This window comes from Aphanothece hegewaldii CCALA 016 (assembly GCF_003007785.1).
Lineage (GTDB): Bacteria > Cyanobacteriota > Cyanobacteriia > Cyanobacteriales > Microcystaceae > Chroococcus > Chroococcus hegewaldii.
The window spans coordinates 18,221-37,728 of record NZ_PXOH01000009.1; the positions used below are offsets into that span (position 1 = coordinate 18,221).

At 40.1% G+C, this 19,508-nt stretch carries 16 protein-coding genes and 1 pseudogene; 11 read left to right on the forward strand and 6 right to left on the reverse strand.

All coding sequences use genetic code 11. The features are described from left to right. Positions 1–139 precede the first annotated feature (139 nt). Genes C7H19_RS10470 through C7H19_RS10485 form a run of 4 tightly spaced genes read left to right on the forward strand, consistent with a single transcriptional unit; the run spans position 140 to position 5,012 of the window. Positions 140–1,180 (forward strand): rod shape-determining protein, encoded by a 1,041-nt coding sequence (locus C7H19_RS10470; protein WP_106456831.1) that lies wholly within the window; start codon positions 140–142, stop codon positions 1,178–1,180. Positions 1,181–1,221: 41 nt separating this feature from the next. Further along, complete coding sequence (mreC, locus tag C7H19_RS10475; protein WP_106456832.1) at positions 1,222–1,974, forward strand: rod shape-determining protein MreC; 753 nt, start codon at positions 1,222–1,224, stop codon at positions 1,972–1,974. Between the two features lie 7 nt (positions 1,975–1,981). Continuing rightward, entirely contained in the window at positions 1,982–2,509 is a 528-nt protein-coding gene (mreD, locus tag C7H19_RS10480) for a rod shape-determining protein MreD (protein ID WP_106456833.1), read from the forward strand. A 49-nt stretch (positions 2,510–2,558) separates the two neighbouring features. Continuing rightward, positions 2,559–5,012 carry a transglycosylase domain-containing protein gene (locus tag C7H19_RS10485; protein WP_106456834.1) on the forward strand — a complete coding sequence of 818 codons (2,454 nt, stop codon included), beginning with the start codon at positions 2,559–2,561 and terminating at the stop codon, positions 5,010–5,012. A 3-nt stretch (positions 5,013–5,015) separates the two neighbouring features. Here C7H19_RS10485 and C7H19_RS10490 read toward each other — a convergent pair whose 3' ends face one another. The 4 genes from C7H19_RS10490 to C7H19_RS27170 form a co-directional block, all read right to left on the reverse strand. Beyond that, positions 5,016–5,546 (reverse strand): tetratricopeptide repeat protein, encoded by a 531-nt coding sequence (locus C7H19_RS10490; protein WP_106456835.1) that lies wholly within the window; start codon positions 5,544–5,546, stop codon positions 5,016–5,018. Positions 5,547–5,559: 13 nt separating this feature from the next. After that, positions 5,560–6,375 (reverse strand): transporter substrate-binding domain-containing protein, encoded by an 816-nt coding sequence (locus C7H19_RS10495; protein ID WP_106456836.1) that lies wholly within the window; start codon positions 6,373–6,375, stop codon positions 5,560–5,562. A gap of 189 nt (positions 6,376–6,564) precedes the next feature. Next, positions 6,565–7,506, reverse strand: coding sequence for a DUF4394 domain-containing protein (locus C7H19_RS10500; RefSeq protein WP_106456837.1), 942 nt, complete (start codon positions 7,504–7,506; stop codon positions 6,565–6,567). A gap of 424 nt (positions 7,507–7,930) precedes the next feature. After that, positions 7,931–8,116, reverse strand: coding sequence for an EAL domain-containing protein (locus C7H19_RS27170; protein WP_425428892.1), 186 nt, complete (start codon positions 8,114–8,116; stop codon positions 7,931–7,933). 306 nt (positions 8,117–8,422) lie between these two features. On the opposite strand from C7H19_RS27170, the pseudogene C7H19_RS27175 reads away from it, so the two are divergent. Next, a pseudogene (locus C7H19_RS27175) lies at positions 8,423–8,761 on the forward strand (IS1 family transposase); the annotation flags it as partial. Positions 8,762–8,935: 174 nt separating this feature from the next. Beyond that, positions 8,936–9,649 carry an AMIN domain-containing protein gene (locus C7H19_RS10515; RefSeq protein WP_181280578.1) on the forward strand — a complete coding sequence of 238 codons (714 nt, stop codon included), beginning with the start codon at positions 8,936–8,938 and terminating at the stop codon, positions 9,647–9,649. 3 nt (positions 9,650–9,652) lie between these two features. On the opposite strand, the gene C7H19_RS10520 is transcribed toward C7H19_RS10515, so the two are convergent. Further along, positions 9,653–10,825 (reverse strand): RNA-guided endonuclease InsQ/TnpB family protein, encoded by a 1,173-nt coding sequence (locus C7H19_RS10520; RefSeq protein ID WP_106456840.1) that lies wholly within the window; start codon positions 10,823–10,825, stop codon positions 9,653–9,655. A 31-nt stretch (positions 10,826–10,856) separates the two neighbouring features. On the opposite strand from C7H19_RS10520, the gene C7H19_RS10525 reads away from it, so the two are divergent. The 4 genes from C7H19_RS10525 (at position 10,857) to C7H19_RS10540 (ending at position 16,386) form a co-directional block, all read left to right on the forward strand. Continuing rightward, positions 10,857–11,549, forward strand: coding sequence for an MFS transporter (locus tag C7H19_RS10525; RefSeq protein ID WP_181280579.1), 693 nt, complete (start codon positions 10,857–10,859; stop codon positions 11,547–11,549). Positions 11,550–11,848: 299 nt separating this feature from the next. Then, positions 11,849–12,580, forward strand: coding sequence for a hypothetical protein (locus C7H19_RS10530; RefSeq protein ID WP_106456842.1), 732 nt, complete (start codon positions 11,849–11,851; stop codon positions 12,578–12,580). Between the two features lie 42 nt (positions 12,581–12,622). Beyond that, entirely contained in the window at positions 12,623–15,100 is a 2,478-nt protein-coding gene (locus C7H19_RS10535; protein ID WP_106456843.1) for a TonB-dependent siderophore receptor, read from the forward strand. A gap of 5 nt (positions 15,101–15,105) precedes the next feature. Continuing rightward, positions 15,106–16,386: an MFS transporter gene (locus C7H19_RS10540; RefSeq protein ID WP_106456844.1), complete on the forward strand. Its 1,281-nt coding sequence runs from the start codon at positions 15,106–15,108 to the stop codon at positions 16,384–16,386. 20 nt (positions 16,387–16,406) lie between these two features. On the opposite strand, the gene C7H19_RS10545 is transcribed toward C7H19_RS10540, so the two are convergent. Beyond that, positions 16,407–17,624, reverse strand: coding sequence for an ABC transporter permease (locus C7H19_RS10545; RefSeq protein ID WP_106456845.1), 1,218 nt, complete (start codon positions 17,622–17,624; stop codon positions 16,407–16,409). Between the two features lie 358 nt (positions 17,625–17,982). Between C7H19_RS10545 and tnpB the strand changes: the two genes are divergently transcribed. Continuing rightward, complete coding sequence (gene tnpB / locus C7H19_RS10550) at positions 17,983–19,137, forward strand: IS200/IS605 family element RNA-guided endonuclease TnpB (protein WP_245927441.1); 1,155 nt, start codon at positions 17,983–17,985, stop codon at positions 19,135–19,137. Positions 19,138–19,508: the final 371 nt, after the last annotated feature.

Below are 19,508 nucleotides of genomic sequence, written 5' to 3' on the forward strand. Positions count from 1 at the left end.
CATAAATTTCACTGAAACTTATGATTAATTTGTGAACCTAGCTAGACTTATTAAACAAAACGTAATAAAATCCACAGTGATTTTATAAACGCTAATTATAGTAATTGCAATTTCTTTTAGATAAGGAGTAGTAGAGCCAGTGGGTTTCTTTAGTCGCTTTTCTCTATCAAGAGATATGGGAATAGATTTAGGGACAGCTAACACCCTAGTTTATGTCTCAGGTAAAGGTATTGTCTTAGAAGAGCCTTCCGTTGTCGCCATTGACAAGGACAAAAATCCTCTAGCTGTGGGGGAAGAGGCCAAAAAAATGCTCGGCCGCACCCCCGGTAATGTAACCGCTTTGCGTCCTTTGCGAGATGGTGTAATTGCCGACTTTTATAGTGCTGAAATTATGTTAGCCGAATTCATTCGCCGCGTCCACGAAGGAAACCCATTAGGGAATCCTCGGATGGTTATCGGTATACCTAGTGGAATTACGGGGGTAGAAAGACGGGCAGTCGTTGAAGCAGCCATGCGAGCCGGTGCGCGAGAAGTGGGTTTAATCGATGAACCCATTGCAGCAGCCCTAGGAGCCGGTTTACCCGTCACTGAAGCCACCGGGAATATGATCATCGATATTGGTGGGGGAACCACTGAAGTCGCGGTTTTGAGCTTACAGGGAACTGTACTAAGTGAGTCAGTACGAGTGGCAGGTGATGAATTAACAGATTCGATCGTTCACTACATGAAAAAGGTTCATAACCTAATTATTGGGGAACGCACCGCCGAAGAAATTAAAATCCGTCTCGGTTCAGCTTATCCATTACCCGCAGAAGATGAACCGATGATGGAAGTTAGAGGACTTCATTTAATGTCTGGTTTACCCCGTACTGTAACCATTAAAGGGGAAGAAATCCGAGAAAGTATGTCGGAACCCCTTTCTGTTATTGTTGATGCCGTGAAACGAACCCTAGAGCGTACTTTACCCGAATTAGCCGCCGATATTATCGATCGCGGTATTATGTTAGCGGGTGGTGGAGCTTTATTACGGGGCTTAGATACCCTAATCAGTCATGAAACCGGTATTGTAACCCATGTCGCCGAAGATCCCCTACGATGTGTTGTCAAAGGAACGGGAGAAGTTCTGAAAAATCAGAAATTACTCGAACGGATTCTTAGTGAAACTTCTCGTACCGCCTAACGGTCATCAGCAATCATCAAAGATAACCTTTCTCAGATCCCATGTTTACAGTGCGACGTAAATGGACTCAGCACGGCTTACAAATTGTCTTAGTTAGTTTAGCTATTTTTATCGCTTGGTTGGTTCGTCAAACGCAAGGGGGGGCAGTTTTAGAGCTTTATGCGATTCTGTCTCGCCCCTTTCATTCCGATTCAGCCCTTATAAAAGAACAGCAACTAACAGACCGACGGGTATGGGAACTCGAACAACGCCTTAAAGACGTTGAACAACAAAATCAACAACTCAAAACTTTAGTTAAGTATTTTGAAGCCCAAAAAAAACCCGTTGTTACAGCGCCAGTTATTGGCCGTAGTGCTGATGAATGGTGGCAACAAATTATTATAGGTCGTGGCAGTCAAGACGGAATTGCAGTCGGGGCGGCGGTTACAGGAATCGGCGGTCTAGTCGGTCGAGTCGTGGAGACAACCCCGAATACGAGTCGCATTCTGCTCATAAGTAATCCCAGTAGTCGCGTTGGGGCATCAGTTAGCCGGAGTCGTTCGATGGGTCGCATTCAAGGACAAGGATCTCAAGTAGCAGTCATGCAATTTTTTGTGAAAGTTCCTGATGTTAAACCAGGGGATGTGATCACGACTTCTACGGTGAGTCGTTTATTTCCGGCTGGAATTCCCATCGGCCGCGTCCAAAAAGTTATGTTAGAAAAAAATCCTGCCCCTGAAGCTAAAATTGAGTTGACCGCAGCGATCGATAAATTGGAATGGGTTGTCGTTCATCCTTTAGAAAATCCCCAGTAAATGAACCGTGATTAGAGTCGCTAAACTTTCTCCTCGCCAACGTCAACTATTAAACGGGTTATTTATTACCGGTTCAGTCTTACTCTGTCTGTTGCTTTCGCCAACTCGTCTACCTGGTATGGCATTATTAGGCATCGGGCCAAACTGGTTTTTAATTTGGGTGGTGACTTGGAGTCTCAAACACAAAGTTTTATCATCTGTAATTGCTGGTCTGATTTTGGGTTTACTCCAAGATAGTATGAGTTCTTCCTATCCCTCTCATGTAATTGTTTTGATCTTAGTCGGATTTATTACGGCTCGTTTGCAACGCCATATTAAAGAAGATTTGATTACAATTGTTTTATTAGTTTTTATTTTAACTTTAGTTGCAGAAGCCATGATCGCTCTCCAGTATGCTTTGTTGGAGATCCGTCCTATAGATGAAATTTGGCTGGATTATCAAAGAATCGCCCTTTCTTGCGCTATCTTGAGTAGTCTTTGGACTCCAGCATTTTATTATCCCCTTCATTCTTGGTGGGAAAAACTGCAACAATAATGACATCCCCAAAGAATAAAGTGAATTGTTCATTGTATGAGGTGTTGGCGTGTCAGATAACTTTGGTTCTAGATTAAAAAAACGATTGGGTCAAATTCTTCATTCTCTGGCCAATCAATTAGAGACTGAACGCCCAGAACGTCCGAAAACCCCTGCGGCGGCAAATCGCGCCTCTAACCGACGCAGAAGACGGCGGCTTCCTCCAGTCGAATCTCAACCAAAGACGGCCTCAAGTTCGAGTCAAACTTCAAAGCGTTCCTTGTTGCCAACTCTATCACCCGCTACTCAAGCAGTCTATCAAAATTCGCTCTTAATTGCTCAAAATGTCCAACAATTTCAAAAACATCCTAAATTCTGGTTTTGGACTGGCTTAAGTTTGGGGGCGGGAACAAGTGCGATCGCTTTTGGCTTAATTTTCTCTCAACTCGAAAGCGGTATCCCTAAATCAATTGATGATGTTTTATCATATGCGCGAGAAGGCACAATTACCATTAAAGCCGCCGATGGCACAGTTTTACAAGAAATAGGCCCAGTTACTCACGATAAGCTCAAAATTTGGCAAATTCCTGATCACGTTTTACAAGCTTTTATCGCTACAGAAGATCGACGTTTCCAAGATCATAGCGGTGTTGATCCCCAAGGCATTCTCAGGGCAATTTTTTCTAACCTAAAAGCGGGAGATGTTGTCGAGGGTGCAAGTACCATTACTCAACAACTTTCACGAATTGTTTTTCTTTCTCAAGAACAGAGCATAGCCCGCAAAGTCAAAGAAATGCGTATCGCTCAAAAAATTGAAGAAAAATTAGATAAATCACAAATACTAGAACAATATTTAAACTTAGTTTATCTCGGCTCAGGAGCATACGGAATCGGGGATGCAGCATGGGTCTATTTTAGTAAACCCATCGATCAATTAACTTTAGCAGAAGCCGCTACTTTAGCAGGAATTGTTCCCGCCCCAAGTGTCTATTCTCCTCTGGAAAATCCAAAAGCTGCTAAAGAAAGACGCGATATTGTGATTAGAAGTATGGAAAAAGAAGGGTTTATTGCACCAGAATTAGCTAAACAGGCGATCGATAGTCCTTTAGTGACGAATCCTAGCCCATTAAAACGGATGCAACGCAAAGCCCCTTATTTTACTGAATATGTCCAAAAAGAACTCCCGAAATATCTATCGAAAGAAGTTTTACAAGCGGGTGGACTTACGGTAGAAACAACCCTAAACTCTCGTTGGCAAACCTACGCCGAAGAAAGCATTCAAAAAAGTCTTTCATCCTATGGACGTTGGGAACGCTTTAAACAAGCGGCTTTAGTTTCTATTGATCCCCGAAACGGACAAATTAAAACGATGGTTGGGGGTAATGATTTTGAAAAAAATCAATATAATCGCGTCACTCAAGCAAAACGTCAACCAGGCTCAACTTTTAAACCTTTTGTTTATACAACGGCGATCGCTGCTGGCATTTCTCCAAATCAAGGCTATTTAAACGCTGAATACACAGTGGATGGTTATAAACCCGAAAATTTTGGCGATAAATACACGGGTTCTTATGTACCAATGCGTCAAGCCTTAGCCTCTTCTTTGAATGTTGTTGCCGTTAAAATCCTTGTTGATGTGGGTTGGAATCCAATTATTAAAATCGCTAGGGCTATGGGCATTGAATCGGAACTACAGCCGACTTATTCTCTCGCTTTGGGTGCGTGGGAAGTAACACCCCTCGAATTAACGAACGCTTATGCTACTTTTGCCAATTCAGGCATTTATAACAAAGCTTATGGAATTAGCCGAGTTTTAGATCGCAAAGGCAATGTAATTTATCAAAATAAACCCGAATCTAGAGAAGCGATCGATCCTGAAACCGCTTCTATTATGACTTGGATGCTTACTGGTGTGGTTAATTCTGGCTCAGGGCAAGCGGCGCAAATTGGTCGCCCAGTGGCAGGGAAAACAGGAACAACCGATAAAGCGAGAGATCTTTGGTTTGTCGGTTTTGTGCCTCAATTAGTCACGGGTATTTGGCTCGGCAATGACAATAACCAGCAAACTTGGGGGGCTTCGAGTTCTGCGGCAGTGGTTTGGCGTTGGTTCATGACGGATACAATTAAGGATATTTCTTATCAAGAGTTTCCACCCTTACCTAGACGCATTGAGGGACGCAAACCAGTTATTAAAAAAGAACCGATTAAGCCTCGTAAAAGCTTTTATACCATGCCTGTCGTCACCGAAGGCAACAAAACCACTCAAGAGGCTCCCACTCGTAATGAGGAAAGACGCACCAGACGGCGTAGAAATCGGGATTCGGCTTCTATTCAATACGCCGCCCCGACTCGCATCGTTGCCCGTCGTTCTCGTTCTTCTCGTTCTTCTGAAACGGTTGCCGCCCCACAACGTTCTGTACCGATTCCCGTTTCTCCTGCCGTTGAAGCCTCGATCCCCATTGCCGTTTCTCCTGCTCCTGATGTCGCGCCTCCCGCGCCCCCGGCGGCTTATAAAACAGAGTGATGTTTATGATTGTGCAATAAAGCGTTTGCGAAGGGATTCGGCACGACGTTTAGCGACGCTGTTTTTGGGTTCGTATTTTAGGGTTTCTTCATAGGTTTCTAAGGCTTTAGCCGTCATTTGTTTTTTTTCATAAAGATTAGCTAAATTATTAAGTGCAATGACATATTGCGGTGAAAACTTAATAGCATCTTTGTAGTTTCGGATGGCGATTTCATATTGTTCTTGTGAATAATAAGCAAATCCAAGGGCGTTATAGATTAGTGCTTTATTATCAGGATCTATTTCTTCTTCGGCTTTTAAAGCTTTTTGTAATAAACTAATTGCCTGTACATAAAGCTTTTTATCTAAAAACATACTGCCTAATTCATAATATTCTCGTGCGGTTCCTTTTTCTTGTTTAAGTTTTTTTTGTAATCGACTAAAACGACCTTCAAAACGACGTGTTTTAACAATTTGAATCAGAACAAAAACGGCTAAACCCGCAACAAAAACGAGTAGTCCTGATAGGTAAATTACTGGTAAATTATCATCCATAATACAGCATAAATTAAGGTTGACGATGGACTGAGGTGATCGGTAAACCCCAAAAAATGGCTCGCTCTTTAAGCCAACCTGAAACTCGCCATTGTGCGATCGCTCTATTGACTTTCTGCCTTAAGCTTTCATATTGTAAACCTTTAGGCATGACGACGCACAGAGGTTCGCCCGATAGAGCAATGGGTAATAGCCGATATTGCGGATAGTCTTGTATCCATCCCGCTAAAACACTGTCATCAGCAGCAAAGCCCTCTACTTGTTCAGATTCTAACAAAGCGAAAGCCTCCATATACGACTTTACCCCAATGAGTTGAGCGGTCGGAAGTTGCGATCGTAAAATGGCGATTGTCCCCGATCCCTCTAAAACAGCTATTTTACGATTGTTCAGTGACTCTAAAGATAAATTGGGATTTTTTGTAACAATACTGGTTCCGTCTAAATAATAAAAGTTACTCAAATCGACAATGCGAGAACGTGAAGAAGTTTGCCCAACTCTAGCAATAACCAGATCGACTTTACCATCTAAAAGTACAGGAATTCGTTCTAAATTGCTAACTGGTTTAAAAACCACCGCATCGGGATCACCGAGTAATTCTTGAGCTAAATTTCTGGCAATATCGATCTCAAAACCTTGTAGATTTCCCTGAGAATCCTTAAAACCCAAGGGACGCACATTATCTTTAACTGCGACAATTAGCTGACCTCGTTTCAATATTTCTTCTAATTCAGCAGCCAAAGCCGAGTTAGAAAATAAACCCAATATGGAGATTAATATAAAAGCCAAATTAGAGATTTTTTTGGTGTTAAAAATTCGGGAAACAAGCATAATAATTTTTTAATAAAAAAAGAGGAAAAGTTGAACTACTCTACAGACCAGTCTTTTTTCACAAGTCAAAAATGAGTGAATGCTTTGATTGTGGCAGACTATTGGTCGAGGGGCAAGTTGTCAACTTATTCCTCTAAAAACCCGTGATTTGATTTATATTCCCTGCACGGAAGGGCTAGGATTTTTGAATTAATGAGATATATTGCGACGGAAAAAACGACTAAATACAGCAAAAACACTAAAACCCATCAACGATCCAACCATACCAGGTTCAGGAACCGCTCTAGCAGCCAAACCGACGATATTAGGGCTACCACCGATCGTGCCTAAAGTCGTTGCAGCACCTGTAGTCAAATCAATCGAGTATAAACTAGAACCAGAGGCCGCAAAAGCCATATCTTGACCATTAGAGAAAATGTCAAACCCGCCTTGTGAGCCGAAATCAATACCTAAAGCTCCTATCGTAAAAAGTTGTCCGTCGTTGGGTGAGGGGGTGCCAGGCGGAACATTAAAGCCACCTTGCCGTACTAAGATGTCCAAATTAGAATCAATGTTAAACAGCGTAGTCGTCGTTGTGCCGGCAAAGTTATTAGTGTAGGCGGCTGCCACGATGTTAGGATCCGCTCCTGCATTGGGATCACCACTGGCATAGCTGAGGGGAACATCGATCGCTGGTGTTGTATTAGGATTGAGGGCGATGCCACCCGTAATTGGATTTAACCGTAAATTTTGGTCTGCATCACTAACAACGCGAATGCGATCGGGAACTGGGTTAAAGTCAACGCCGAAAGAAGTTCCGTTTAATGTAAAAGGAACAGTAGGCGGGTTCATTACCAGTTGTGCTATTCCTGTAGATGGGTCAATTGTATAAATACTGTTGCTATCTGTAACACCATAAAGCTTCTTGTCAGCAGGACGAACATCTATGCCGACTAAATTGCCACTAATTCCCGTAATCCCCACCGTTTGAGTGTTGCTGGAATTATTAGGATAGAAGAGAACTAGGGAGTTATTGTCAGTTAAGCCAATTAATTGAATGTTAGCTGCCTCTGCTTGGGAATTACCGAAGCTATTCGATAGCGTTGCACAGAAGAGTGTGAAAAGCACTGCATTGACTTTATTAAATTTCATGAAAAATTTCTCCTAAAAAACATAAAATTGCTTGAACATCGAAAGATGTCCGAGGATTTTACGCAGGAGACTCCGAACTAGATTGATCGCTTCATCAATTTGTAATCTTTCTTAACAATTCAAAAACTACCAAGTATCGTAGTTTTAATTACATCAGAATTGAATTATGGTTCTTTTGTTTAAAGCCCAAACTCTATTGTATTTTCTAGTTTAGCCCCAAATTAAGAGCAAAAAGCTGCTTAATTCCTTCGCCTTGAGCATAATCTATTCCAATGTTTCGCAATTCTTCTAAGATAAAACTATTTTCAACCCACTCAGCGACTGTCTCGATCTTCAGCGCCTTAGCAATTTTCTGAAAACATTGGATCATTGTTCGCTATAAAAGACTTTCAGTCAGTTTGTTGACGAAATTACCGTCAATTTTTCAGTAATCAACTGGTAGATTTTTTAGGTACATAAAGGAACTTATACCACTACCAAAATCATCAAGGGCAAAACGACACCCTAGCTTTTTTAATTCCTTAATTAAATTAGCGAGCGCTGGGGTTTCGGTAATTTCAAAACAAATGGAAGATGAAGGAATTTGAAAACGGGTAAATTGTTCGAGCAAAAAATTGAGAAACTGATCATTTGGTACAGGAACCGATGTAGCGATCGCTGTTTCTGATCTTACCTTGATTTCTGGAAATTTACAAAGTCTTGTAACTGCGATCCAGTTATATCGCCATGTTAACAATCTGTTGAAAAGCCAAGAAATAAAGCTAGTTATATGCTAGAGTATCGATGTCCTCTTCTTGCAAAGCCTATGACTGTTTGGCTCGCTGCTTTTATGCCCCGATTGCCACTCAACTGAAATCTCGCTCGAAGAACGGAAAGTCTAGCGAAGGAAAAGGAAGCAAAAAAAATCCGCTTCGGGCTTTGGCATGCAATTGATAGAAAGACAGGAAAAGTATTAGCTTATGTCTTTGGTCGAAGAAAAGATGAAGTCTTCTTAAAATTAAAAGCATTACTGGAACCGTTTGGGATCAAGAAATATTGTACGGATGGTTATAAAACTTACTTGAGAAATTTACCGACTTCACAGCATGAAGTTAGCCAGAAAAAAACTCAAAAAATCGAGAGAAAACATTTAACATTAAGAACGAGAATTAAGAGACTTCAAAGAAAAACTATCGGCTTTTCGAGATCGGAGGAAATGCACGATATTGTAATTGGATTATTGATTAATCGTTACGAGTTTGGCATAAGCATTTAAGGGCTTTCAACAGATTGTTAACATCACCGGACTAAGAATTAAACCTAGACTAAGTTTGACGGCTTGTCTTTTGATTTTACCGATTGCTTAAACTATCTTAACATCAAGTTTTTTCAACAATTCAAACTGTGAGGAGTGAGGCAAAAAGTGAATTTTGTCAAATTTTCAGGAGAAATGAGTCTATGTTCCCTGATATTAATTCTAGCGACTGTTCCCGCTCAAGCTAATCGCTCATACGAACAAATCGATCGCATTGATTCTAAAATACAATTAACTCAAGCTCTCATCGTCATTACGGGGGTACAACTCCAAAAAAAACCAGATGGAATAGAAATTATTTTAGAAACGGCAAATGGTGAAACCCTTGATGGTACAACGGTAGTAGAAGGAAATAACCTAATTGTTGAAATTCCCAATGCTCAGTTACAGTTATTAGACGGACAAGAATTTTATCAAGAAAACCCGATCGAAGATATTGCGGCAATTAGTATTATAGAATTTGGAACGAACAGCGTCAGAATCACCGTAACAGGAATTGATGCACCTCCCGATGGCGAAATCATCTCCAGTCAACAAGGACTCATTCTTAGTATCATTCCACCTCTAACAGAAATTATTATCGTTTCTACGGCGGAAAAACAACCCGAAAATGTACAGAATGTCCCCGTCAGCGTTACAGTAATTACGCAACAAGAAATTAGAGATGCTGATATTACTTCTTTTAGTGGGATTGCAGCTAATACACCCAACTTTACTGTATTTACGCCAAATCGTAACTTTATTTTATATAGTATTCGAGGCTTGAGTAACTTTAATTTTCTTTCTCGTGATCCCGTCGCATTTTATGTAGTTGACCTCCTCCCCTCCGTAAACGGAGAGGATTCCTAAACCTCACGATTTAAGTTTCTGCTTCAATGCACCTGCCTTAACAGATTTACTCTGTTCGGGTCTTACGGTCGCTCCACAGACTGACACTGCGAGTCCCGCAGCCAAAATATTCTTACTCGCATTGATATCCCGATCATGGTTACAACCACATTCAGGACAAATCCAGTTACGAATACTAAGAGGCATTTTATCGACAAGATGCCCACAGGAACTACAACGTTTGGAACTAGGGAACCATTGGTCAATAGCAACCAATTTTCGCCCGTACCAATAACACTTGTAATTCAGTTGTCGAATCAATTCACTCCAAGAGCTATCAGAAATAGCCAAAGCGAGTTTATGGTTTTTGACCATATTCTTAACAGCCAACGACTCAACGGCAATTGTTTGATTTTCGCGTACCAAGCGAGTCGTCAACTTATGCAAAAAATCTTTTCGAGAATCCGAGATTTTCAGGTGAATTCTAGCCGCTTTAATTCTGGCTTTTGCCCTGTTTCTCGAACCCTTCTGTTTACGAGAAAGACTTTTTTGCGCTTTTCTCAAACGCTTATAGTGCTTTTTGAAATGCTTAGGATTAATAATCTTTTCACCGTTACTCGTGGCAATCAAGCTAGTTACTCCCAAGTCGATTCCGATAGCATTCTCATTGACAGGCAATGGTTGAATTGTTGGATCATCAAACCTAATCGAGATATGCCAACGACCAGAGGGGTGAAGATTAACCGTTACACTACTCGGTTCACATCCTTTAGGGATTTGCCTAGACCATCTAATGGGCAATGGCTCCGAGTTCTTAGCAAGATAAATTTCTTTGTCTTTGAACTTGAAAGCCGATTTGGTAAATTCAGCACTGCCCCCATTTCTTTTCTTCTTAAAGTTGGGATATTTAGCCCTTCGGGCGAAGAAATTAGTGAAAGCGGTTTGGAGATGCCTAAGCCCTTGTTGCAGAGGAACACAGCTAACCTCATTAAGAAAACCAAGATCTTCTTGCTTTTTCCATCGGGTCAGCATAGTAGAGGTTTCGGGATACCCAACCCTCTCCTGTCTCTCGTACCAAGCTTGGGTTCTCTCATGGAGAGCCTTGTTATAAACCAACCTCGTACATCCCAAGGTGCGCCGCAACAGCGACTCTTGTTCTGGGGTGGGGTAAAATCTATAGCGAAAAGCTTTTTCCATGTCTCACATACTAACACAAAGATTGTAAGTCTTGCGACTTACGCTCCTATCCCTCCCCGTCGTGAACGAGCGGGGTTTCAGGGAGGCTCCCGATGAGAAGATCGCTAGTTATCCACCAAGAACTCAACTCAACTGGAAAGTATTTCTACAATTTTTTACTCGTCCTAAGATTGGACGTTGGATCTTAGTGTTACTGGTATATATGATGGGAACAACGATCGCTAATACGATGTTTCGTCCTTTTTTAGTTGATCTCGGTCTATCTTTGGCTCAAATTGGTTTAATTAATGGTATTGCTGCTTTTAGTGCGGGTTTCGTTGGTTCGTTTGTCGGTGGTTTTTTGGTTAAAATTCTTGGAAGAAAGCGATCTTTAATTACTTTGGGTGGAGGAATGGCGATCGCAAATGCTACTTTTATTATCCCGACTCTAGGATGGACTAGCATTCCCATTCTTTATCTAGTAAGTATGGGATTTCAGTTTGCCTATAGTATGGCGTGTATTCCCATGTATACGGTGATGATGGACAAAAGTCGGCTCTTGACGGCGGGTTTTGACTATACGTTACAAATTTCGCTTGTTTTTGTCGGTAGCTTAACTGCAGGTGCGATAAGCGGTTTTATTGCTAATGCAATAGGTTATCAGGGAGCTTTTCTCATTAGTGCGACACTCGTTTTGCTAAGTATTGTTATTATTGCAAGAGTTTTTGATAATGATGAATTATAAATAATGCCCAATTTCGACAAAATAACCTTTATTTTGCCAAGAATTAGTAACTCGAACTCTGCACAAAGTTGTATTTTTTGTAAAGTATCTCCAAAAACGGTTGACAGTGATCTTCATTTCCTGTCTATAATTAATATGCTTATTGAAAATAAGTATCATTTATTCGATAGATAGATGAGCCTTTTCAATATCGAGCTAATTTTTAGTAGCCATTAATGACTTTATATGTAAACAAAAATTCAAAATTAAATTTTCTACATCGCTCTTAGAAACACTACTACCACTAACGGAAAATCTCTATGACAACTCAACTATTAATGGTGAATACAGATCATGCTTTACTAGAAGTCGATCATCTTCAAATCTATACAGGAAGAAGATTATCAGACGTTTTTGTGTTGCAAGAACTAGGTTTAAACAACCCTCCTCAGACTGTTAGACGTGAGTCACAAGGAACTGTATCAACGATCTTCTTTTTTGAAAATGCTTATCTTGAGCTTATCTCAATTGAAGACGAAATTGCTTTTAGACAGTATTCGGCACAAACAAAGATGAATCTTCTAGAGCGATCGCAGTGGCAGCAAACTGGCGCATCTCCCTTCGGTATTGGTTTACGGGCTAAAATTAATTATCGTTTTCATTTATCAACATCTATAGATAGCACATTTAAAACAGAGTGGGGCGATTCTGAAACAAAAATTAATTTTTCAGCAGAAAACTTAGAAGCAATTCAAGAGCCGATATGTTTTACAATTCCTCATCAAATCGCGCTGACGAACTGGTTAGATAATAAAAACGAATATCATCAGGAATTGATGACTCATCCTTTAGGAATTAAAAAACTAACTGGAGTAAAAATCAAAGTTAATACTCATCTTGCTTTGACAAATGCGGTTTCTTTGCTAGAAGATCAGGGAATTATCGCCATTGAACGAGGCAAATCACCCCTGCTAGAATTAACCTTTGATGAAAATGCTCAAAATCAGGTAGTTGATGCTCGTCCTTGGCTCCCGATTTTACTCAGATATTAACTGAGTATTAGACATCTGCGTATATAAATTTATAAATTAATTATGAAAAGAAACAAACTAGAGTTATTTTTCCCTAGTTTATGGCTGACTGGCGCAATTTCTGTGTGTGTATCTCAACCCGCTTGGGCGCAAGTTATTCAAATTACACAAGTTACAGAAATCCGTTTAGAAACAACAGAAAACGGCTTAGATCTCATTGTACAGACGGGTAATAGTTCTATTGCTCCATTGACTCAAACTCGCTCCGGAAATACTCTATTAATCGAGCTTAAAAATGCTCAACTTAAATTACCAAACGGTGCAAGAGACTTTCGACAAAATAACCCATTACCGGGGATTAATTCAATCCAAGTGAATCAACAATCCAATAGTATTCTAATTACCATTGTCGGCACTGATACACAACCTGTTGCAGAAGTCAAGACCAATCCTCAAGGATTATTAATTAGTCTAACTAAAACAGAGGAAATGATCACTGAAGAAGAGGAAATTGTTATTGTAGCGACTCAAGAAACGCCCCCAGAAAACAGTTACGCACCACCTCAAGAGGCTTCAGTATCGAGAGATGGTACATCAATATTAAATACACCTCAAGATATTGATGTTGTTCCAGGGCAAGTCATCCAAGATCAAAATAATGCTACAGTTAGTGAGAGTCTAAGAAATGTTAGCGGCGTAACCAGTGGTCGTGTCTCGACTAGCTCTCTCTCTTTAACCCCTGTCATTCGTGGGTTTGAAAGTTCAAATATCTTAAGAAATGGCTTGCGAGACGAGACACAAAGATTTTTTGGCGGAATTACAACCAATGTTGAACGGATCGAAGTTCTCAAAGGCCCCGCTTCTATTCTATTTGGTCAAGGAAACTTAGGCGGAACCGTTAATCTTGTCACCAAACAACCCCTGAGTGATCCCCTGTACCGTATCGAATTTAATGCCGGTCAATTTAATCTGATTCGTCCTGTAATTGATTTAGGTGGGCCATTAAATAGCGATCGTAGCATTTTATATCGTTTAGCGTCTTCCTATGAGACAAGCGATACTTTTCAAGACTTTGAACGAATTGATCGAAGATTTATAGTTGCACCAGCGATCTCGATTCAAATTGCCGAAAATACTAAAATTACCTTTGAAGGCGAGTATCTAGATGCTAAAACTAATGGTTCAGGTCCCGAACTTCCCGCAGTTGGAACAGCAGTCAGAAACCCCAACGGACAATTAAATATCCGAACCAACTTAGGGGAACCTTCCTTAACTGAAAGTGAAAGTTATGTAACTCGTTTTGCTCATCGTTTTGAACATCAATTTAATGAACAATGGTCAATTAAAAATGAATTTTTGCTGGCTTTAGGTTACACTCCCGAAGAAACAGGAAATGTTTTCGTATTACCCGTTTCCTTAAGCTCAGATGATCGCACTCTGACACGATTATTAGCCGATAACCCCTCTCAACAAACTAACTATATCCTTAATACTAGCGTGGTGGGAAATATCCAAGCTACTAGCTGGATGGCTCATAAAATTTTCTTCGGGATCGAGTATGCTTATGAAGAAAACGACGATAAAATTTTCTTCAGTAATTTAGATGATATTGATATCTTTAATCCTGTTTATAGTCCCGATAGTGTGAGAAATAGATTTCCCTTTCAAGATTATTATACAACTATCAATTCTTGGGGTTTTTACTTACAAGATCAGATCACATTTTTTGATAAATTGATTTTAGTTTTAGGGGGACGTTTTGATATTGCCGAGCAAAATTTTACCGATCGCCTACAGGAACAAAATAATATTTATCGACAGGATAATGTTTTTAGTCCACGAGTAGGTCTAATTTATAAACCAATTGAAATAATTTCTTTGTATGCGAGTTTTGGTCAATCCTTTGAACCAGTCGCGGGACAAAGTTTTACTGGGGAATTTTTTGAACCCGAACAAGGCACACAGTATGAAGTCGGAGTCAAAGCAGAACTAATTCCAGATAGACTGCTCGCTACTTTAGCATTCTACGATCTCACCCGCACCAATTATATCGATCAAGATCCCGATAATGCAGGCTTTCAAATTCAAATCGGTGAGCAAAAAAGCCGAGGAATTGAATTAGATATAGTCGGTGAAATCTTACCAGGATGGAACATCATCGGTTACTATTCTTATACCGATGCCACCATTACTGACGATAAACGCGCTAATTTAGTCGATAATCAACTGACTAATGTTCCTAAACACGCGGCAGGTGTCTGGACAACTTATATCCTTCAACAAGGCATTCTACAAGGTTTAGGCTTTGGTATGGGCGTATTTTTTGAAGGCGATCAACAGGGAGATTTAGAAAATACATTTGTACTGCCGAGTTATGTTCGTGCCGATGCAGCGATTTATTATCGACGAGATCAATTAAATCTAGCCGTTAACTTCAAAAACCTTTTTGATAATCGATATTTTGAAGGCTCACGCAATGATGTTAGAGTAATTCCAGGTGCGCCATTTTCTGTCGTGGGAACGATTTCCTGGGAGTTTTAGAGAAAATGCGAACTTTTGTAATAATTTGGCTAGGGCAGATGGTGTCTACCATTGGTAGTTTTATGACGGTTTTTGCTCTAACGATTTGGGTGTGGCAACAAACGGGAAATGCGACGGATCTAACCTTAGTTACTTTTTTTTCCCAACTACCGCGCATTTTTGTGACTCCCGTTGCTGGTATTATTGTCGATCGCTTTAGCCGTAAAAATTTAATGTTACTAGGAGATTGGATCGCGCTATTTTGTACAGGTGCGATCGCTATTCTTTATTTTTCAGAACGATTACAAATTTGGCATCTTTATGTTGCTGTTGCGGTTTACGGTTGTTTTGGACAGATACAAATGCTGGCTTATTCGACATCAATCAGTATGCTAGTCTCGAAACAGAATTATACTCGTGCTGAAAGTATGGTGGCTGCGGTTGGCTATGGAAGTGCGATTATTGCCCCTGCTTTGGCGGGTAGTCTTTATACTATCATTGGTTTAAGAGGAATTCTCCTGATCGATCTCCTCACTTTTACGGCGGCTATTGGAACTCTTTTTGGCGTTGTGATCCCCCAACCTCCGGATCATTCATCATCTGAAGAAAACATCTGGCTCTCTTTAACCTTTGGTTTTCGCTATATTTCTACTAAACCCAGTTTGGTAGCGATGGTGATTGCGTTTTCGCTTTTTGCCCTACCTAGTGACATTGGGAAAGCCTTATATAGCCCATTGATTCTAGCACGTTCTGGCGGTGACGCTCAGGTTTTAGGAACTGTAACAACCGCCGCAGGAATTGGCGGTATTTTAGGAGCAATATTACTGAGTGTTTGGGGTGGTTTTAAACGTCGAATTAACGGAATGCTACTCGGTTTTATTGGCACAGGTTTCTTTAAAATATTGTTAGGTTTAGGTCAAACGCCTCTAGTTTGGATCGGGGCGCATTTTGCTGCATCTTTACCCATTCCTCTGTTTTATAGTTCGAGTAATGCAATTTGGTATTCTAAAGTACCGCCCGCGTTGCAAGGAAGGGTTTTAGCGGCTGATCAGATGATTGGTTTAGTGATTACGGCTTTTTCTGCTTTAATTGCGGGGCCATTAGTCGATCGCTTTTTTGAACCTGCTATGGTTGAGAGTGGAAGTTTAGCGGCTATTTTTGCACCGATTTTTGGTACGGGATCTGGTGCGGGGATCGCTCTTTTATATTCTTTAATGGCATTCTGTACCATGTTAGTCGGTATAGGGGGTTATGCTTTTCGTACTTTGCGAGATGTTGAGATCCTTTTAAGTGATTATGAAATGTAGAGACGTGATATATCGCATCTTTACGATTTTCTTAAAGCAACAATGGGTTCAAGTTGTGCGGCTTTTTGGGCTGGAACTACACCAAAAAATAACCCTATTGCGCCCGATGTCCCAACTGCTAGAACAATCACCCAAGGAGACAAGATTACGGATAAAGTGGATAGGCTACTAATTAATAAACTTCCGCTAATACCGATCACTGTGCCTAAAATTCCTCCTGCTATTGAAAGTAGAATTGATTCAATGAGAAATTGAAAAAGAATATCTTTTTCGGTTGCTCCTAAAGCTTTGCGTAGTCCGATTTCTTGGGTTCGTTCGGTGACGGAAACTAGCATAATATTCATGACTCCGATCCCACCCACAAGTAATGATATACTCGCAATGAGAGCCAGCATGACAATTAGTCCGTTAGTAACCAAATCTACTGTTTTTAGAATTGTCTCTTGGGTGCTTACTGTAAAGTCATCTTCATTTGTAATTTTATGTCGTAAACGAAGTAAGTTTTCAATTTGGAATTTAGCGGCGCGAATACTATTTTTATCTCGTGCGGAAACTGACATATAAGTTAAGGCGGTTCCATAGGGCGAGTTTTGTCCTCTGAGTTTAAGAGTCAGAGTTGAAATGGGTAAATAGGCTGTTTCGTCTTGATTAGTGCCTAAAAATGTTCCTTTGGGTTCCAGCACACCAACGACTTCTAAACGAAGATTTCTAATTTGGATTTGTTCGCCTAAAGGGTTTTTCTCTACAAAAAGTCGTTGAGCTAAATCATAACCCAGTACGACAACTGATATCTTGCGTTTTATGTCAATTTGTGTTATGAATCTTCCTTTAGCAATTTGATAGTTTCTCACTTCGAGAAATTCGGGTGTTACTCCTAAAACTAATTGTTTGGTGTTGCGGTTACGATAAGTAATTAATTCTCTTAAATTAATTTGTGGGGCGACGGCGGCGACTGTGGGGACTTGAGATGCGATCGCTTCGGCATCGGCTAAAACTAGCGTTTTTGGGGGATTTAAGCTCGTTTCTCGTGCTTTTTCTGATCCCGGTGAGACAAAAAGAACATTTGGCCCCAAGGATTTAAACTGTTCGGTTGCTAGTTGTTTCGCACCTTCTCCGATCCCAATCATTAAAATTACTGAAGCACTCCCGATGGTGATTCCTGTTATTGTTAAGCTACTCCGCAGTTTATGAGCAATTAGGGTGGCTGATGCCATTTTGAAACTTTCTAAAATGTTCATTATTTCAATTATTTAAGATTTAACAATTTAAGTACAGTTTTTTGACTTTTTGTAGTAAGCTAATTTTATAAATTTGGGTTTCATCCCTATTGTGTCTGCCATTCAAAATCATGAAAGTATTACAGTTCGACAGCTACTAAACCATACTAGCGGAATCTCTGATTATCTAAATCCTTTGTTTGGACAAGTACAAACTAATCCTCTTGTCTTCCTCAATAATTGGCAACCCGAAGAGCTTGTCTCTTTTATGAAGTGCCGAGAACACCCGCGATTTCAATCGTGGGATGGAAGGCACGTTTTTAACCAAGTATAGCATTTTAGATAAACTATGCTAGAATTGGGCTAGGAGGTTTTGGTTATGGCAAACAAAGCGTATAAATTTCGACTATATCCGAATCAAGAACAACAAGCATTTTTGCAAAAATGCTTCGGATGTTCACGCTTTGTTTACAATCACTTTTTAAGAGTGACCACCGATGTCTATGCTGAGTATAAAAAACATTTTAGATACAAAGAATGGGCTAACTTACTTGTTCAACTCAAGAAAGAGTTTAACTGGTTAAGTGAAGTCAATTCCCAGTCATTACAACAGACATTAAAAGATTTAGAATCAGCCTTTACACGGTTCTTGAAAAAGCTAGGCAAGTTTCCGAGATTTAAAAGGAAGTCAAATCGGCAATCTTTTAGGGTTCCTCAACATTTCTCAATTACGGAAGATAACAAACTTAAACTTCCGAAAATGGATGCTATCTCTATGGTCATTCATCGAGAAGTTGAAGGAACTGTTAAAAGCGTCACGATTAGCAAAACTCCATCAGGAAAGTATTTTGCATCGATATTAACCGAGCAGGATATCCCAAAAGTTCCGTTAAATGGAGGCAAAATTGGATTAGACTTAGGTTTAAAGGATTTTTGTATTACCTCTAAACCTGAGAAGTTCAAGAACGCTAAATACTTTCAGAAGTCGTTAAGACGATTAAAAATTAGACAAAGGAGGTTAAGCCGAAAAGAAAAAGGTTCTAATAATCGGAATAAAGCTAGACTTGCTGTAGCTAAAGTTCACGAGAAAGTAGCCAATCAGCGATTAGACTACCAACATAAAATAAGTCTAAAGCTAACACACGAAAATCAAGTTATTAGCTGTGAAGACTTAAATATTAAAGGAATGGTCAAAAATCGAAAATTAGCCAAACAAATTAGTGATGTAGCTTGGGGACAATTTCTAAATCTTTTGGAGTACAAAGGAGAACTCTATGGTTGTGATATATACCGTGTCGATAGATTCTTTCCTAGTTCTAAAAGATGTTCTAACTGTGGGTATATTAAAGAGGATTTAACTCTAAAAGATAGAGAATGGTCTTGTCCCGAATGCAAAGCGCATCATGACCGCGATGTTAATGCTTGTCATAATTTGTTAGCCTTCTCTGAACGGACATCTCACGGTCTGCAGGCAACCTCCAGACCCGTGTCCTCATCTAAAATACTGTCGCTTATGACAGGAATCTACGCCTAAGAATGCTGTTGAAATACAGTGCATCAATTCGGTTACGAATTGAGTCTAGGAAGCCCGTGTCTTCAGACATGGGTGCTTCACATACGGACAAGATGCTCTTTTTTAGCTTGAGGAATCATGGAAGTATTCTAGTACCAATTAGATTTTACTAGGTATGGTTTATGCAAATTTTGCACAAATGTCAAAGGCGATTAAAGCTCGTCTGATAAGTTATTGACAAAACTATTCAATTATTCTCAGAGACAGGTCTTAATAATTTGTAATTATTTTTACCATTTGGCTAACTCATCTGTCCTTGGACATGATCCGTGTAATGCCGTCTGAGCTAACACATTCCAACTCGCCAAACCTTGTAATTATCATGAATGACT

Excerpts from the sequence above, each read along its gene's own strand:
- tnpB (WP_245927441.1), top strand. The coding sequence starts at position 17,983 with ATGGCAAACAAAGCGTATAAATTTCGACTATATCCGAATCAAGAACAA.
- C7H19_RS10535 (WP_106456843.1), top strand. The coding sequence starts at position 12,623 with ATGAAAAGAAACAAACTAGAGTTATTTTTCCCTAGTTTATGGCTGACT.
- C7H19_RS10520 (WP_106456840.1), bottom strand. The coding sequence starts at position 10,825 with ATGGAAAAAGCTTTTCGCTATAGATTTTACCCCACCCCAGAACAAGAG.
- C7H19_RS10495 (WP_106456836.1), bottom strand. The coding sequence starts at position 6,375 with ATGCTTGTTTCCCGAATTTTTAACACCAAAAAAATCTCTAATTTGGCT.
- mreC (WP_106456832.1), top strand. The coding sequence starts at position 1,222 with ATGTTTACAGTGCGACGTAAATGGACTCAGCACGGCTTACAAATTGTC.
- C7H19_RS10540 (WP_106456844.1), top strand. The coding sequence starts at position 15,106 with ATGCGAACTTTTGTAATAATTTGGCTAGGGCAGATGGTGTCTACCATT.
- C7H19_RS10545 (WP_106456845.1), bottom strand. The coding sequence starts at position 17,624 with ATGAACATTTTAGAAAGTTTCAAAATGGCATCAGCCACCCTAATTGCT.
- C7H19_RS10515 (WP_181280578.1), top strand. The coding sequence starts at position 8,936 with ATGAGTCTATGTTCCCTGATATTAATTCTAGCGACTGTTCCCGCTCAA.
- C7H19_RS10500 (WP_106456837.1), bottom strand. The coding sequence starts at position 7,506 with ATGAAATTTAATAAAGTCAATGCAGTGCTTTTCACACTCTTCTGTGCA.
- C7H19_RS10490 (WP_106456835.1), bottom strand. The coding sequence starts at position 5,546 with ATGGATGATAATTTACCAGTAATTTACCTATCAGGACTACTCGTTTTT.
- C7H19_RS10530 (WP_106456842.1), top strand. The coding sequence starts at position 11,849 with ATGACAACTCAACTATTAATGGTGAATACAGATCATGCTTTACTAGAA.